This window comes from Streptomyces prunicolor NBRC 13075, assembly GCF_000367365.1.
Classification (GTDB): Bacteria; Actinomycetota; Actinomycetes; order Streptomycetales; family Streptomycetaceae; genus Streptomyces; species Streptomyces prunicolor.
Window position 1 is genome coordinate 14,272 of sequence record NZ_BARF01000093.1, and the last position, 14,855, is coordinate 29,126.

General features: G+C 71.1%; 15 protein-coding genes. 7 read left to right on the forward strand and 8 right to left on the reverse strand.

The genetic code is table 11. From position 1 onward, the window contains the following. Positions 1 to 14 precede the first annotated feature (14 nt). A complete protein-coding gene (locus tag SPR02S_RS39400) occupies positions 15 to 854 on the forward strand; it encodes a helix-turn-helix transcriptional regulator (protein WP_019062530.1) in 840 nt (279 codons plus the stop codon). A gap of 9 nt (positions 855 to 863) precedes the next feature. Further along, positions 864 to 1,511, forward strand: coding sequence for a methyltransferase domain-containing protein (locus tag SPR02S_RS39405; protein WP_019062531.1), 648 nt, complete (start codon positions 864 to 866; stop codon positions 1,509 to 1,511). Between the two features lie 13 nt (positions 1,512 to 1,524). On the opposite strand, the gene SPR02S_RS39410 is transcribed toward SPR02S_RS39405, so the two are convergent. The 4 genes from SPR02S_RS39410 to SPR02S_RS39425 form a co-directional block, all read right to left on the reverse strand. Continuing rightward, on the reverse strand, positions 1,525 to 3,168 hold the full coding sequence (locus SPR02S_RS39410; protein WP_019062532.1) for a glycosyl hydrolase family 28-related protein: 1,644 nt from the start codon (positions 3,166 to 3,168) through the stop codon (positions 1,525 to 1,527). Positions 3,169 to 3,299: 131 nt separating this feature from the next. Next, positions 3,300 to 3,812 (reverse strand): type III secretion system chaperone family protein, encoded by a 513-nt coding sequence (locus SPR02S_RS39415; protein ID WP_019062533.1) that lies wholly within the window; start codon positions 3,810 to 3,812, stop codon positions 3,300 to 3,302. Continuing rightward, positions 3,805 to 5,142 (reverse strand): D-inositol-3-phosphate glycosyltransferase, encoded by a 1,338-nt coding sequence (gene mshA, locus SPR02S_RS39420; protein ID WP_019062534.1) that lies wholly within the window; start codon positions 5,140 to 5,142, stop codon positions 3,805 to 3,807. Before mshA ends, SPR02S_RS39415 begins: the two co-directional genes overlap by 8 nt. A 225-nt stretch (positions 5,143 to 5,367) precedes the next feature. Continuing rightward, positions 5,368 to 5,892 carry a hypothetical protein gene (locus SPR02S_RS39425; RefSeq protein WP_019062535.1) on the reverse strand — a complete coding sequence of 175 codons (525 nt, stop codon included), beginning with the start codon at positions 5,890 to 5,892 and terminating at the stop codon, positions 5,368 to 5,370. Positions 5,893 to 6,031: 139 nt separating this feature from the next. Here SPR02S_RS39425 and SPR02S_RS39430 point away from each other — a divergent pair, with 139 nt between their 5' ends. The 3 genes from SPR02S_RS39430 (at position 6,032) to SPR02S_RS39440 (ending at position 9,817) form a co-directional block, all read left to right on the forward strand. Continuing rightward, entirely contained in the window at positions 6,032 to 6,844 is an 813-nt protein-coding gene (locus SPR02S_RS39430; protein WP_026151264.1) for a class I SAM-dependent methyltransferase, read from the forward strand. Between the two features lie 182 nt (positions 6,845 to 7,026). Then, positions 7,027 to 8,112, forward strand: a complete 1,086-nt coding sequence (locus SPR02S_RS39435) for a C40 family peptidase (protein WP_019062537.1) — start codon at positions 7,027 to 7,029, stop codon at positions 8,110 to 8,112. A gap of 262 nt (positions 8,113 to 8,374) precedes the next feature. After that, entirely contained in the window at positions 8,375 to 9,817 is a 1,443-nt protein-coding gene (locus SPR02S_RS39440; protein WP_019062538.1) for a PP2C family protein-serine/threonine phosphatase, read from the forward strand. Positions 9,818 to 9,849: 32 nt separating this feature from the next. Here SPR02S_RS39440 and SPR02S_RS39445 read toward each other — a convergent pair whose 3' ends face one another. From SPR02S_RS39445 to SPR02S_RS39455, 3 genes are all read right to left on the reverse strand, one after another. After that, on the reverse strand, positions 9,850 to 10,185 hold the full coding sequence (locus SPR02S_RS39445; RefSeq protein ID WP_078623141.1) for a DUF2516 family protein: 336 nt from the start codon (positions 10,183 to 10,185) through the stop codon (positions 9,850 to 9,852). A 131-nt stretch (positions 10,186 to 10,316) separates the two neighbouring features. After that, positions 10,317 to 10,982 (reverse strand): hypothetical protein, encoded by a 666-nt coding sequence (locus tag SPR02S_RS39450; RefSeq protein WP_019062540.1) that lies wholly within the window; start codon positions 10,980 to 10,982, stop codon positions 10,317 to 10,319. Positions 10,983 to 11,058: 76 nt separating this feature from the next. Further along, on the reverse strand, positions 11,059 to 11,526 hold the full coding sequence (locus tag SPR02S_RS39455) for a helix-turn-helix domain-containing protein (RefSeq protein ID WP_019062541.1): 468 nt from the start codon (positions 11,524 to 11,526) through the stop codon (positions 11,059 to 11,061). Positions 11,527 to 11,644: 118 nt separating this feature from the next. Between SPR02S_RS39455 and SPR02S_RS39460 the strand changes: the two genes are divergently transcribed. Together SPR02S_RS39460 and SPR02S_RS39465 are read left to right on the forward strand one after the other, a co-directional pair. After that, on the forward strand, positions 11,645 to 11,842 hold the full coding sequence (locus SPR02S_RS39460; RefSeq protein WP_019062542.1) for a hypothetical protein: 198 nt from the start codon (positions 11,645 to 11,647) through the stop codon (positions 11,840 to 11,842). Positions 11,843 to 11,950: 108 nt separating this feature from the next. Further along, complete coding sequence (locus tag SPR02S_RS39465) at positions 11,951 to 13,474, forward strand: hypothetical protein (protein WP_019062543.1); 1,524 nt, start codon at positions 11,951 to 11,953, stop codon at positions 13,472 to 13,474. A gap of 248 nt (positions 13,475 to 13,722) precedes the next feature. On the opposite strand, the gene SPR02S_RS39470 is transcribed toward SPR02S_RS39465, so the two are convergent. Continuing rightward, positions 13,723 to 14,847 (reverse strand): FAD-dependent oxidoreductase, encoded by a 1,125-nt coding sequence (locus SPR02S_RS39470; protein ID WP_043258801.1) that lies wholly within the window; start codon positions 14,845 to 14,847, stop codon positions 13,723 to 13,725. Positions 14,848 to 14,855: the final 8 nt, after the last annotated feature.

The following is a 14,855-nucleotide window of genomic DNA, read 5'->3' on the forward strand; positions in this document are numbered from 1 at the left end:
TGTACGTTCTTTGCATGGCCCCGCAACAGGGCCCGGGCCACCCCGACCCAGGCCGCCCCGAACAGGAAGTCTCCGCGTGGCGGCCCCGCATCCCCGGTGTCGTCGAGGTCTTCCACGCCCACTTCACCGAGTACGCGTACCCGATGCACGTGCACGACGCGTGGACGCTGCTGATCGTGGACGACGGCGCCGTACGTTACGACCTCGACCGGCACGAGCACGGCACCCCGCACGACACGGTCACGCTGCTCCCGCCGCACGTCCCGCACAACGGCTCCCCCGCCACCCCGCACGGCTTCCGCAAGCGCGTCCTCTATCTCGACGGCACGCACCTGGCGGACACCCTCATCGGTTCCGCCGTCGACCGGCCCGACCTCCGCGATCCCGAACTCCGGCTGCGCGTGGGCCAGTTGCATACCGCGCTCGACCACCCCGGCGACGAACTGGAGGCCGCGAGCCGCCTCACCCTCATCGCCGAACGGCTGCACGCCCACCTACGGCCGTTCTCCCCGGCCCCCACCGAGGACCCCACCCTCGCCCGCACCCTCCGCGAACTCCTCGACGCACGCGTCACCGAAGGCATCGCCCTCGACGAGGCCGCGCGGCTCGTGCACGCCCATCCCGCCCATCTGGTACGGGCGTTCAGCGGTGCGTACGGCATCGCTCCGCACCAGTACCTGATGTCCCGCCGCGTCGACCGCGCCCGCCGGCTGCTCCTCGACGGCCGCCCGCCGGGCGAGGTCGCGGCGCTGACCGGGTTCTACGACCAGTCCCATCTCACCCGGCATTTCCGGAAGTTGGTGGGGGTCACGCCGGGGCGTTATTCACGCGACAGCGATCGACGCCGTAGCTAGATTCCGCGCATGGACTGGCACGAATGGCACGACGCCTACGACTCCCCCGACTCCTACCTCAGCCATCGCCTGGCCCTCATCCAGGAGCGCATCCGCCTCGCCCTCGACACCGCCCCGCCGGGCCCGCTCACCGCGATCAGCCTCTGCGCCGGACAGGGCCGTGACCTGATCGGCGTGCTGGCCGAGCATCCCCGAGGTCCCGAAGTCCGCGCCCGGCTGGTCGAGTTGGACGAGCGGAACGTGGACGTCGCGACACGGGCGGCCCGGGCCGCAGGCCTCCCCGGCGTCGAAGTCGTCGCCGGAGACGCCGCGTTGACGGACCAGTACGCCGAACTCGCCCCCGCCGACCTCGTCCTGGTGTGCGGCCTCCTCGGCAACATCTCCGACGCCGATGTCGAGCGCGTCCTCGACCACTGCACCGCGCTGTGCCGGACGGGCGGCACCGTCGTCTGGACCCGCAGCCGCGACCTCGCCCCCGACCTCGTCCCCCAGGTCTGCGCCTGGCTGGAGGAGCGCGGCTTCGAGCGCCTGTGGGTGTCGGACCCCTCGATCCCCCAGTCCGTCGGCGCCCACCGCTTCACCGGCGAACCCCGCCAACTCCCCACCGACACCCGCATGTTCGACTTCATCGGCTACGACGTCCTGCGGCGCACATGAGCTCACGCGTGAGTCACAGCTCCCGCTGCGCCTCGTACAGATTCCGCGGCCGTACGACCCCCGTCGTGCCGTAGAGCTCCAGCCGCGCGTGCAGGTCGCCGGTGAAGTCGGGGACGTCGATCTGGTCGAACTCGGTGACCGTGTTGAGGCCCACCGTGGCGCTGTACGGGGCGAGTTGGTCGATCTTCATCAGGCCCGCGCGGCCGTTGGTGACGCGGATGTTCCAGTGGGTGAAGCGGGCGCCGAAGAGCGGACCGGCGTTCGCGTCACCGCCGTGACGGCCGTCGTTGTTAACCGTGATGTCGGTGCGGACGTTGGCGAACGGGAGGCCGCGGTGGCTGTCGAAGGTGCCCATGCGCATGTCGCCGCGCGACCAGACGTTGTACGACGACAGGCCCTCGACGTTGATGCCGTGGAGCTGGGTGTTGGCGGGGGCCGGGACCGTGCGCTCCTCGATCGTGAAGTCCTCGATGAGGTTGTCGTGCGAGCCCTCTCGGCAGAAGTACGGGTGGTGGGAGCCGCGGCCCGCCACCGTCGTACCGCGCAGCGTGCACGCCGACGCCGCCACCAGGCCGAAGCCGTTGTCCACATGACGAACCGTCACGTCGTCGAGCCAGCAGTCGTAGGCGCATTGGAGGACGACGCCGTTGTAGCCCTTGTCCAGGAGGTGCGGTTGTTGCGGGGTCTCCACCGCCTCCAGGGTCAGGCCTTCCACTCCCGAGCCCGTCAACTCCTGTACGTGAGTGGCGAATTGGGGGTTCCACTCGGGGCGGAGGTCGAGGGGCAGCGGGCGTTCGAGAGTCACCTTGCGGCCGTGGACGTGGGCGATGCGGACGGGCCATTCGTAGGGGACGTACGACAGGAGCTTGGTCTTGTCGTCCCAGTAGTACGCCTCGGGGCCGGGGCCGCCGCCCGCCATGTGCTGGAGGAGGGTGTGGGCGGTGTCGTCGGCGAGGCGGAGCAACACCAGTTCGCCCGGCTTGAGTTGAGAGGCGTCCGCCACCGTCACCGTCCACGCGCCCTGTCGCGCCGGCTCGATCGCCGTCAACTGCCGCCATTCGTCACGCTTGTTGCCGGTCCAGCCCTCGAAGGGCCAGGCCTTCGCGCGGATCGCGGCGACCAGTGAGTCCCAACGGGCCGTCGGGGCAAGCCAGATGAGGCCGCCGGCCCAGGACCAGGACGACTTGTCGCCGCCGTAGCGGGAGCCGTAGACGCCGATCAGTTCGGTGAGGTTCTTGGTCGCGTAGAGCTTCGTACGGTCGCTGCCGGCTCCCCTGACCACCACGTTCGAGTGGCCGACGCGGATCACGTCGTCGATGCGGAAGGTGCCGGGCGGGATGAGCACCGTGCCACCGCCGGCCCGACCGGCAGCGGCGATGGCACGGTTGATCGCGGGGGCGGAGTCGGTCGTACCGTCCGCTACGGCGCCGTAGCGACGGACGTCGAGGACAAGCGGGTGGCCTCCCCCGCGCCGGGTGCGACAGCCCGCCCTGCCGATGTACGGGATCTGCGGGTGGGTGAAGGGGGTGCGGGTGAACTCCCGCCAGAGGGACGGGACTTGGCCCGCAGGATCTCCTGGTCCCTGTTTCGGCAGGGGGACCGCCAAGGCCAGCGTGCTTCCGAGCAGGGTTCGTCTGGTGAGACGGGGGGTGCTCATGTACGTACGTCCTCCCACGCGGCTCTTCATGGATGTGAACGACGTTCAGAAATGTGCTGGCGGTGAGCATGCCATGGCGCCCAGGCACAACGAAAGGGGTCGGACGAAAGGCGAAAGGGGTCGGGACGAGATCAGCTGGTCGGCCGCTGGGTCAGATTCGTGAACGCGTCGAGATTCCGCGTCGATTCCCCCCGCGACACCCGCCACGCGTACTCCTTGCGGATCGCGGAGGCGAAGCCCAGTTCCAGGAGGGTGTTGAAGCTGCCGTCGGCGGCCTCCAGGACCTGGCCGAGGAGGCGGTCGATCTCGGCCTCGGTGACGGCGGACAGCGGCAGCCGGCCGGTGACGTACACGTCGCCGAGCTGATCGACGGCGTAACTCACGCCGTACAGCTTGAGGTTGCGCTCCAGGAGCCAGCGGTGGACGCCGGTCTCGTTCTCGTCGGGGTGGCGGATGACGAAGGCGTTGAGCGAGAGGGAGTGGCGGCCGACGAGGAGGGAGAGGGTCGTCGACAGCTTGCGGGTGCCGGGGAGTTTGACGACGAACGTGCCGAACTCCGGGCTCTCCCAGTCGAGTTCGGCATCCTTGAGGAAACCCTCGATGACCTGCGCCGCCCGGTCCTGATCCGCTGCCGCCTCACCCATGGTGCGAGCGTACGTGACGGCGGTGGGCCTGCGCCGCGGCCGCGTACACGTCGGCCGTGGCCGCGGCGGCCGTGTCCCAGCCGAAGGACTGGGCGTGCCGGGCGGCGGCCTCGCCCATGCGGGGCGCGAGGTGCGGGTCGTCGGCGAGCCGGCGCAGGACGTGGGCGTAGGCGACGGGGTCGTGGCCCTGGACGAGGAAGCCGGTCTCGCCGTCGCGGACGGCGACCGGGAGGCCGCCGACCGAGGCCGCGAGCACCGGCGTACCGGCCGCCTGCGCCTCTATGGCGACCAGCCCGAAGGACTCGCTGTACGACGGCATGACCAGCACGGACGCGGCCCGGAACCAGTCCGCGAGCTGCTCCTGCCCGACGGGCGGGCAGAACCGTACGACGTCCGCGATGCCCAGCCGCGCGGCGAGCTTCTGCAGGCCCTCGGGCTTGGCGAGGCCGCTGCCGCTGGGGCCGCCGACGACGGGCACGACGATGTTCGAGCGCAGCTCGGGCCGCTCGTCGAGCAGCACGGCCACGGCTCGCAGGAGCACGTCCGGCGCCTTCAGGGGCTGGATCCGGCCCGCGAAGAGCGGGATCAGGGCATCCTGCGGAAGGCCGAGGCGGGCGCGGGCGGCGGCGCGGCCGTCCGCGGGGCGGAAGCGTTCGAGGTTCACGCCCGGGTGCACCACGGCGACCTTGGCGGGGTCGGCCGCGTAGTGCCGTACGAGTTCGTCGGCCTCTTCGGCCGTGTTGGCGATGAGGCGGTCGGCGGCGGAGACGATCTGGGTCTCGCCGATGACGCGGGCGGCGGGTTCGGGGGTGTCGCCGTCGGCCAGGCTGGCGTTCTTGACCTTGGCCATGGTGTGCATGGCGTGCACGAGGGGCACGCCCCAGCGCTGGGCGGCGAGCCAGCCGACGTGGCCGGAGAGCCAGTAGTGCGAGTGGACGAGGTCGTAGTACCCGGGGCGGTGGCCGGCCCACGCCTGCATCACTCCGTGCGTGAACGCGCAGAGCTGGGCGGGGAGTTCCTCTTTGGCGAGGCCTTCGTACGGCCCCGCGTCGATGTGCCGGACGAGCACGCCGGGCGCCAGCTCGACGGTCGGGGGGAGGGCGGCGGCGGTCGCGCGCGTGAAGATCTCCACCTCGATGTTGATCGCGGCGAGACGCTGCGCGAGCTCCACGATGTAGACGTTCATGCCGCCCGCGTCGCCCGTGCCGGGCTGGTGCAGCGGTGACGTGTGCACGGAGAGCATGGCCACCCGGCGAGGCTTGCGGTGCAGCCGCAGCCGCGCGGACGAGGCCGCGGAACGCCGCCCGAGCCTGCTGCCGTACTGGCTCACGTGGCGTTCCTCCTCGCTGCGGGCATGCCTGAGGGAGGGCGTGCGGGTCCCTCCAAGGACGCCAACATCGGGAGGCCGGATTCTCATTCCGGCGCATGGGGATTTTACCCAGCCATTGCCGGGGGTCGCTCAACCGTTCGATGGGGCGGTGCGTTGGCCTCCTTCCGTACGTTGACTCCCGTCCGGCGGTGCGCCGGCTCCCGTCTGCCGGTCAGCGTCTGCCGGTCAGCCCACCGGCGACGTCGCGAAGGCGTGCCAGTTCGCGGCCGTGCGGCCGGTCTGCTTGAGCAGCCGGGCCGGTTCGGGCGCGGCGGGCCATATCTGGAGCAGGTACCGGTCGCCGGTCGGCGGCTCGTCGTCCTCCCGGACGTCCTTGCTGCGGCCCGCGTCCATACCGATGGCGGAGTACCGCACGCGGTAGTCACGCTCCTCCAGCTCCAGCTCCCACCGGTTCTTCCCGTTCCACTGCCGCAGCACCGTCTCCTCCGACACCGGCCGGAACGGGACCTCGACGATCTCCTCCCACGTCTCGTCCAGCTCGGGCCGGCTGTCGTGCAGCTCGGCGGTGAAGTCGACGCCGCCGATGCGCAGACCGGTCAGAAGTAACAGCATCCCCGCCTGCCCGCCCCCGCAGAGCCCGACGCCCTCCTGCCCGGCGAAGGCATCGTGCAGGTCGCAGTCGTCGTCACCGCTCTCCACGAATATCTGGCCGTAGTCGACATGCACTTCGTCGCTGACAAGCGCCTTCATCGGTCCCGCCTCACCCCTCGGTCGACTTGATCTCCGATCCTGCCAGGCGGCACTGACAACGGGACGGGCGAAGGCCAAGGACAGCCGCGGCCGATGCCCGTGCGGCGCCCCTCGTCCCGCGCCGCCTACCCTCGTAGGCATGACAGCCCGCGCCACGACCCGCCCCGTAGGAACGGTGACGCGCGGCACGACCAACCCCAACCGGCTGCGCCGCATGGACCGCTGGATCGCCGCGACGCACGGCGCCGAGCTGCGGCGGGCCGTCGACCCCGTCGCCGTCGACCTCGGCTACGGCGCCGCGCCCTGGACGGCCGTAGAACTGCTGGCGCGTCTCCGTACCGTCACCCCGCACGCGCGCGTGGTCGGTGTCGAGATCGAACCGGCGCGGGTCGCGGCGGCGAAACCGTACGAGCGGGAGGGGCTCGCGTTCCGGCACGGGGGGTTCGAGATTCCGGTGCCACAGCGGCCGTCGCTGATCCGCGCGGCGAACGTTCTGCGGCAGTACGACGAGGCGCGGGTCGCCGAGGTGTGGGCGCGGCTGTGCGGGCGGCTCGCGCCGGCGGGCGAGGGCTCCCGGGGCGGGTTGCTCGTCGAGGGGACCTGTGACGAGATCGGGCGGCGGCACGTGTGGGTCGCGCTCGGGCCCGAGGGGCCGCGCACGGTCACCTTCGCGACGCGGCTCGGTTCCCTGGAGCGGCCGTCCGACCTCGCCGAGCGTCTCCCGAAGGCCCTCATCCACCGCAACGTTCCCGGCGAACCGGTGCACGCCTTCCTCCGTGACTTCGACCGCGCGTGGGCCGCCGCCGCGCCCTACGCCTCCTACGGCGCCCGCCAGCGCTGGATCCGCGCGGTGCGGGACCTCACCGCCGACTGGCCGGTGACGGACGGGCCGGTGCGCTGGCGGCAGGGCGAAGTGACCGTGGCCTGGAGGGCGTTGGCTCCACGCGGGTGAATCCCGGTGCGGGTGTCGGCTGCGGGGAACGATCTCCGGCGGCCGTTCGTCACATCCCATGACCTGGAAGGAAAGGAGAGAGGTACAGGAAGTACTGCCTCTGTCGTTTTCTGTACGGACATGGCACGATCCCTCAGGCATCCGTAAGTTACTGACGGTCAATCAGATGTGGGGGCAGGGGTATGGGAGCGGGCAGGCGAGCCCTGATCACGACGGCCATCACGGTCGTCTGCGCGGTCACCGTACTCGCGGCACCCGGCACCGCGTTCGCGAGCCCCACACCGACCCCTTCGTCGACCCCGTCCGCGTCCGCATCCTCAACTCCCGTGACCAACAAGGACCTTGAGGCCGTACGCGAGAAGCTCGACGCGCTCTACCACGACGCCGCCGTCGCCACGGACGCCTACAACGCGGCCGAGGAGCAGGCCCAGAAGCAGTCCGCGGAGATCGTCGAGCTGGCCAAGAAGATCGTCAAGGGCCAGGAGAAGCTGGACGAGTTGAAGGACCGCGCGGGCGCCGCGGCCCGCTCCCAGTACCGCACGAACGGACTCCCGGACGAGGCGCAGTTGTTGCTGAGCGACAACCCGCAGGCGTTCCTGGACGGTACCGGCCGGGTGCTCCAGGGCCAGCGCGCCACCAAGGGCCTGATCTCCGAACTGACCCGCACCCAGCAGGACTTGAAGCAGTACACCGCCGACGCCTCCGCCCAGTGGGCGCAGTTGGAGAAGAACCGCCAGGCCAAGGCCGCCGCCAAGAAGAAGGTCACGACCCAGATCGCGGCGGCCGAGAAGCTCGAGTCCCAGCTGGAGAAGCAGGAGAAGGCACGGCTGGCCGAGCTGGAGCGGCAGGCCGCGCTGAAGGCACAGACGACGTGGCTCGACTCCGGCGTCCTCAAGGACATCGACACCAAGGCCTCCGCGGCGGGCAAGGCGGCCGTGGCCTACGCCACCGCCGCCCTCGGCAAGCCGTACGTATGGGGCGCCGAGGGCCCGTCGTCGTACGACTGCTCGGGGCTGACCTCGCAGGCCTGGGCGAGCGCCGGCGACCCGATCCCGCGCACCTCGCAGGAGCAGTGGAAGCAGCTGAAGCACATCGCCGTGCAGGACATGCGCCCCGGCGACCTCATCATCTACTTCGACGACGCCAGCCATGTCGCGATGTACATCGGCGACGGCGCGATCATCCACGCCCCGCGACCGGGGCGGACGGTGACGGTCGCGGGGGCGGGCTCGATGAAGATACTGGGCGTTGTGCGCCCGGATGCGTGATGTGCCACCGGTGACCCGGGCCACGTGACCTGGCACACGCACCCCCGGCGCCAAACGCCCGCCCGGCGTGACCTTCGTCATCCCCAGGTGGGGGCCGCCCTGCCCAACTGCGGTACAGAACACGGCATATGACAGTGGCCGCCTGCCGGGCGACCTGCCTCACACCATTCCTTTACGGCGCCCACTACCGCTATGGTCCCGGTCGGTGGGTCGAGGTCCCTCGCCCCGCCGTGCCCTCGGGGGGAGGGAAGGAACCAGGACGATGCCCGCACCCATACCGCGGCAGAGAGCGATCCCGGCCGCGGAAAGCGGTCAGGCGCAGACGCCGGCGCAGGCCGCACCCGCGGTCGGCGGCCCTTCCGGAGACATGTCCGGAGACAGCTCCACGGACACCTCCGCAGCCGTCTCCGGAGCCACGGAGGCCCCGCGCACGCAGGACACGGCCGCCGAAGCCGCCGAAGCCGCCGAAGCCGCCGAAAACACGGTCACCGGCGACAAGGCCGGCAACGGAAACAGCCACGCTCCCGGTCACCTCACCCTGCTGATGATCGAGGACGACCCCGGCGGCTCCCCCGTCGTGCCCGAGCTGCTCGACCCGACCGGCAAACCGATCCGGGTCCGCACCGCCCGCAACCTCACCGAGGCCGAGCGGCTGCTCACCGACGACGTCCACTGCATCCTGCTGGACCTCGCGCTGCCCGCCCCCGGCCGCGCCGCTGACGGCACCGACGACGAGCTGGCCGTACTCAAGCACGTGCTGCGGATCGCGCCGCACCACGCCGTCCTCGCCCTCACCGCGTCCGGCGACACCGAGCGCGGCGCCGAGGCGGTCCGGGTGGGCGCCCAGGACTATCTCTTCCGCGACGAGCTGGACGGCCGGCTGCTGAGCCGCGCGATCCGCTACGCGGTGGCGCGGAAACGTTCCGACAGAGCGGAGCGCAAGCTCACCGAGTCCAGGCTCCGTGCCCAGGAGAACGCCCGCCTCGAACGCGGCCTGCTGCCCACCCCCCTTCTGGAGGGCTCCCCGCTGCACTTCGCCGCCCGCTACCGCCCCGGCCGCTCCCGCGCGCTGCTCGGCGGCGACTTCTACGACACCGTGCGCACCCCCGACGGCACCGTGCACGCGATGATCGGCGACGTCTGCGGCCACGGCCCCGACGAGGCCGCGCTCGGCGTGGAACTCCGCATCGCCTGGCGCGCGTTGACCCTGGCGGGCCTCTGCGGCGACCAGCTCCTCGGCACGCTGCAACAGGTCCTGGAGCACGAGCGCTCCGACGACGAGATCTTCGCGACGCTCTGCACGGTCGACATCGCCCCCGACGGCCGCCGCGCGGGCCTCTGCCTGGCCGGCCACCCGTCCCCGCTGCTGGCCCGCCCCGGCCGCCCGGCCGAACTTCTCCCCTACGACAACAACGGCCCCGCCCTCGGCCTGCTCCCCGGCGCCCGCTGGCCGCGGATGCAGGTGGAACTGGGCGCCGAGTGGAGCCTGATGCTCTACACCGACGGCCTGATCGAGGGCCGCGTCGGAGAAGGCCGCCGCGAGCGGCTCGGCCAGGACGGCATGGTGGCGATGGTCCGCCGCCAACTCGCCGAGGGCCTACGGGGCGAGGAACTGCTCCGCGCGGCGGTGAACGAGGTCCGCGACCTCAACGGCGGCGAGCTGACGGACGACGTGGCGGTGGTGATGCTGGACCGGACGCCGTGACGCCGTAACCCCAGCTTCTCGGCCTGGGTGCTTCAGCGGCCGCCGTTGTACGGGCCGTAGGGGCCGTCGCTGCTGGAGCCGCCTCTGCGGCTGCGGCCGCCGCCGGGGAGGCCGCGGAGGGCCGGGCGTACGTCGACCATGTACACGATCGTCGCGACGAGGCCGATGATCGGCAGGAACGACAGGATGTTGAAGATGAGGTTCACCACGAAGGCGAGCGCCAGGACGATCAGCCAGAACGGCTTGGTCTTCTTGTCCGCCGCGCGATAGGCGTCCTCGCGACGCGTGGCGGCGTCGACGAGCGCGAAGCCACTGAAAATGATCAGGGCGGTACTCAACAGCCACATGAACCCTGTGAAGCCCTGCATCAGCACTACGTCCACCACCCGACTCGACTCGTCCGTACGCGGTCACCGTACCCGCAACCGGATTCCCGCTACCCGAAGAACGGGCCGGGCACTCGTGGAGTGCCCGACCCGTTACTGATCACCCGTTCGTGTTACTTCGCGGGCGGAGTCGTCTTCTTGGCGGTGGTCTTGCGGGCCGCCGGGGCCTTCTTGGCGACGGGCTTCGCGGCGGGCTTCTTCGCCGGGGCGGCCGGGGCCGGGGTCTCGGCCTTCACCACGACGGGCTCGGACACGGGCGCGACGGGCTCGGGGTCCGGCTCGACCGCGACCGCGAGCTCCTCGATCTCGTCGGCGGCCTCGCCGCGCCAGGTCTTCACGGCCTGCTCGCCGTGCTCGGCGACCTTCTCGTACGCCTCGCGGGCCTTGACGGCGTACTCGGCGGCGACGCCGACACCGCGCAGCGCGAAGTCCTGGGCGGACTCGCCGAACTTCTTCAGGTCGGCGTCGAACGTGCTGCTGAGCTTCTTGAGGTCACCGTCGAGGCTGGTGATGAACTCGTTGACCTTGGTCTGGAGGGTCTCCTGCGCCTCCTTGGCCTTGGCGCCGGCCTCCTTGGCACGGGCGGCGGCCTTCTCCTGCACGGCCTTCGGGTCGGTACCGCGCACGGCGTCGATCCGGGCCGGCGCCTCGGCACGCAGCTGCTCGACCAGGCCGGGCACCTTCTTGGCCTGCTGGAGCGCGAGGTCGGCGGTGCCGGCGGCGAAGTAGAGGGGGGTGGGGTCGCTCAGGGTCTTGCGCAGGTCATCGGTGATGGCCATGGTGATGGTCCTCCCGGTTGCTATCAGCTGAGGGTTGTGTGGCGTACATCTGCTTTATGTTGTTACGTCCCGCTGGTCAGCCGGCGGTCTCGTGCGGCGCGGCACCGTCGCCACCGTCGCCGCCGACATCAACCACGCTGGGGATACTGCTACTGCTACTGCTACCGCTGCTGCCCTCGCCCCCGTCGGCGATCTCGAACCCGTTCTCCTTGCGGAAGGACTCGTAGATCTGAAGCAGCACCTGCTTCTGCCGTTCGGTGAGCGTGGGATCGGCGAGGATGACGGCACGCGTCTCGACCTCGTCCCGGTCCCGCTCGGCGTCGAGGATGCCGGCCCGCACGTACAGCGTCTCGGCGGAGATCCGCAGCGCCTTGGCGACCTGCTGCAACACCTCCGCGCTCGGCTTGCGCAGCCCGCGCTCGATCTGGCTCAGATACGGATTCGACACCCCGGCGGCATCGGCGAGCTGCCGCAGAGACAGCTGCGCGTTGCGCCGCTGCTCACGCAGATACTCACCGAGATTGCCGACGTTGAGCGTTGCCATGCCCCTACCTTGCATCACCCCCGCTAACTATTGCAAGCACCTGCTTGCAAAAGTGCGCCATGCCACTCGTTTCCTGGTCGGAGCTGATATCTCCGCAGGGGACGGCAGACGGCTCTGGATGAGGAGGCTGAGACGCCTACGGCCGACGTCAGAGATATCGACCTCCTGGTGGTCCGACACAGCCGAGAGACCCCATGCCGTCTGGCAGGCCGACCGCACGCAGTTCGACCTGTGGGTGATCGCCTCCAGCGGCAGGCCCGTCCGGCCCTGGCCGACGGCCGTCGAGGACGACCACTCCCGCGCGGTTGCCGCGTAAGGCCCGCGCCACGTGGTCCAAAAAGCCCTGCGAACGGAGACGCCGGTAAGCGCCGACGAGGTAATTGTCGGCGGTCCGGTTCAGGAGGCGAGGTGGCAGGATGACGCGGTGTCCGATTCTCTCCACGAACCGTGGCTGCGCGGCATCGCCTTCAATCCGGCGGCGCCCTCCGACGTACTGATACGCCTGGTGGATCCAGCGGCCGGTGAGGCCGGCCTGCTGATGTGCGCAGGTCGTGACCTGCCCGACGCCGTCATCGACGCGGCCCTGAACCACCCGGACAGAGTGATCCGCCGCGCGCTCGCGCGGAACCGGCACATCGACCCCGCACGACTGGCCCCCCTGGCGACGGACCCGTCGGGGATTGTCCGCGGGTGGCTCGCCGGCGGCACCCCTGCCCATCTCCGCCCGCGATGGGTCCGACCATTGCCGGACGACATCCTCGTCACCCTCCTGACCGCCCGGGACGGAGGCGAGGACGGCACGCTCACCGCGAACGAGATCGCCGGGGAGCTCATTTCCTCCCAGCAGATCCCTCTGTCTTTCCACCGCTCCATGGCCGGGCACGAGCACCCAGGGCTCCGTGAACGCGCCACCTGGGAGTGGCATTCGCTCACCGCCGCGCAGCGGGAGGCGCTGCTCGACGACCCCGACCCCGCGGTACGGAAGGCGGCGCAGGAGCACAGTTGGGTGCTGGATCCGGAACAGGTGGAGGCCAGGCTGCCGTCCTACGGCTCCCGCGGTAAGCAGTTCGTGTTCGGCAGGTGTGCCCTGTCCCCCGTGCTCGTCGAGCAGTGCTTCGCGGACGGCACGGTGCACCCTCTGACCTGGAATCCCCGCACCCCGGCCGACGCCGTCGCCCGGCTCGCCCGCCACCCCGATGCAGAGATCCGCAGACTGGTCGCCAGCCGGCCCGACCTGGGACCGGACCTGGTGGCGGAGCTGAGGGAGGACCCGGACGAGGACGTGCGGATGCGCGCAGACCTCCACCCCTTCCCCCGTACCTGGGCCGAATACTGGGCGATCGACAGGGTCATCGGGCACGGCCCGGACTGCACCTGCCCGATCACCGAGCCGACCGGCGAGCCGTCGCCCGACTGGTTCGCCGCCTGCGCGGTGTCCGAGGAACCAGTGCTCCGTCGGGTCGCGGCGCGCTTCCCCGGCCTGGCCGCGGAACTCGCCGCGACACTCGCACAGGACGACGACGAGGAGGTACGGATCCTGCTGGCCTGCCACCACCCGCTGGCTCCGCCACACCTCCTCCTGGATGTCTTCGTCACCCGCCCGGCCCACCGACCGCACCTGCTGACCCTGCCCGCGTTCCCCCGCACCGGCTGGGCCCACCTCATCGGCCACCCGGATCCCGACGTACGGGCCCTGGCCGCAGCCGATCCCACCCTGGCCGAGACCCCGGTGGAAGACCCCGACGAGTCGGTGTGCCGAGCAGCCGCCGTCAACCCGAGCTTGACGCCGGAAGCCCTGGACGCTCTCCTCGCTGACTCGCGCACCGCAGAGGGCGCCTCCGCCAACCCGTCTCTCCCCGTGCCCCGCATGCACGAACTGCTCGACCGCTGCCTGAACGACACCGCCACCTCGCCGTCGGGCGGACACTGGGAGACGACGCCCTCCTAGCGATCACAGGTCTGGCAGGTTCCGTCGGCCATCGGTCGACGCCGACACTCCAGACAGGTGTTTCCACGTCTCGTCAACATTCCGGGCGCCGATGACCGCCGACGAAATCGGTGAACTGTTGGGGCCCGTCGCAGCCGGCTCCCCGGCGTACTTCCACGTCACGATCCACCGGTCCGGCCAGCCGTCGGACAGGTCCAGGCCGCCCCGCCCCGCGTCCGGCGAGACAGGGAAAGGAAGCACGCACGCCGTCAGGACGGCTGGACCCCGTCGAAGAGGGCGAGGGCTTCGGTGGGGTCCGGGCTCACGAGGCGTTCCAGGCCGGCCGTCGTGATCTTCGCCCACTTGCCGGCCCGTGCCCACATCCGCTCCTCGAAGGTGCGGACGGCCTCGTCCAGATCTCCACGGCCGGGGGCGGCGGCGATGGACTCGGCGAGTTCGGCGCCGTCCAGCAGCGCGAGGTTCGCGCCCACCCCCAGTGGGGGCATCAGATGGGCGGCGTCGCCCAGCAGCGTCACCCCGGAGACGTGGGTCCAGGTGTGGGACACGGGCAGGACGTGGAGGGGGCGGTGGACGAAAGCGGTGCCGTGGCGGAGGAGGGCGAGGACGGGAGCGGCCCAGCCGTCGAACAGGGCCAGCAGGCTCGATCGGACGGCCTCGACGTCGGCCGGGTCCAGGTTCGTGTGCCAGTCCAGCGGTGCGCGGAACTTGGTGTACACCTTCACGTGGCCGCCGCTGTTGCGCTGGGCGACGAGGGAGCGGTTGACGCCGTACACGGCCACGGAACCGTCGCCGATCAGCCGGGCGAGGTCGGGGTGGCGGGTGTCGACGTCGTCGAGGGAGGTCTCGACCGAGGTGACGCCGGTGTAGTGCGGTGTCACCGACGAGAGGGCCGGGCGGACCCGGGACCGGGCGCCGTCCGCGCCGACCACGAGGTCGAACGTCTCCTGTCGCCCGTCCGCGAACCGGACCCGTACGCCATCCCCGGCCCCCGGCACCACCCGCGTCACGCCCCGGCCCCACTGGACGTCGAGAGGGCCGAGCAGCAGGTCACGGAGTTGCCTGCGGTCGATCTCGGGATTGGCCCGGTCGTCCGGACGGGGTCGCCAGTCGCGCAGGACGGTCCCGTCCGGGTCCAGGATGCGCATGGCCTGCCCCTCGGGACGGGACAGCGCCTGGAACTCCGCCAGCAGCCCCGCCTTGTCCAGCGCGAGCTGACCCAGCCCTTCGTGCAGATCCAGCGTGCCGCCCGGGGGGCGGGCGTCGGGGGCGGGATCGCGTTCGAGGACGGTGACGGGGTGGTCGTGGCGGTGCAGGACGCGGGCGAAGGCGAGGCCGGCGGGGCCGCCGCCAACCACTGCGATGCGGTGTCTCATGTCGATAC

Bases quoted from the DNA above. Each gene is read 5' to 3' on its own strand.
- SPR02S_RS39435 (WP_019062537.1), top strand. From the start codon at position 7,027: ATGGGAGCGGGCAGGCGAGCCCTGATCACGACGGCCATCACGGTCGTC.
- SPR02S_RS39460 (WP_019062542.1), top strand. From the start codon at position 11,645: ATGAGGAGGCTGAGACGCCTACGGCCGACGTCAGAGATATCGACCTCC.
- SPR02S_RS39440 (WP_019062538.1), top strand. From the start codon at position 8,375: ATGCCCGCACCCATACCGCGGCAGAGAGCGATCCCGGCCGCGGAAAGC.
- SPR02S_RS39415 (WP_019062533.1), bottom strand. From the start codon at position 3,812: ATGGGTGAGGCGGCAGCGGATCAGGACCGGGCGGCGCAGGTCATCGAG.
- SPR02S_RS39470 (WP_043258801.1), bottom strand. From the start codon at position 14,847: ATGAGACACCGCATCGCAGTGGTTGGCGGCGGCCCCGCCGGCCTCGCC.
- SPR02S_RS39405 (WP_019062531.1), top strand. From the start codon at position 864: ATGGACTGGCACGAATGGCACGACGCCTACGACTCCCCCGACTCCTAC.
- SPR02S_RS39430 (WP_026151264.1), top strand. From the start codon at position 6,032: ATGACAGCCCGCGCCACGACCCGCCCCGTAGGAACGGTGACGCGCGGC.
- SPR02S_RS39455 (WP_019062541.1), bottom strand. From the start codon at position 11,526: ATGGCAACGCTCAACGTCGGCAATCTCGGTGAGTATCTGCGTGAGCAG.
- SPR02S_RS39450 (WP_019062540.1), bottom strand. From the start codon at position 10,982: ATGGCCATCACCGATGACCTGCGCAAGACCCTGAGCGACCCCACCCCC.
- SPR02S_RS39410 (WP_019062532.1), bottom strand. From the start codon at position 3,168: ATGAGCACCCCCCGTCTCACCAGACGAACCCTGCTCGGAAGCACGCTG.
- SPR02S_RS39445 (WP_078623141.1), bottom strand. From the start codon at position 10,185: ATGCAGGGCTTCACAGGGTTCATGTGGCTGTTGAGTACCGCCCTGATC.
- SPR02S_RS39425 (WP_019062535.1), bottom strand. From the start codon at position 5,892: ATGAAGGCGCTTGTCAGCGACGAAGTGCATGTCGACTACGGCCAGATA.
- SPR02S_RS39400 (WP_019062530.1), top strand. From the start codon at position 15: ATGGCCCCGCAACAGGGCCCGGGCCACCCCGACCCAGGCCGCCCCGAA.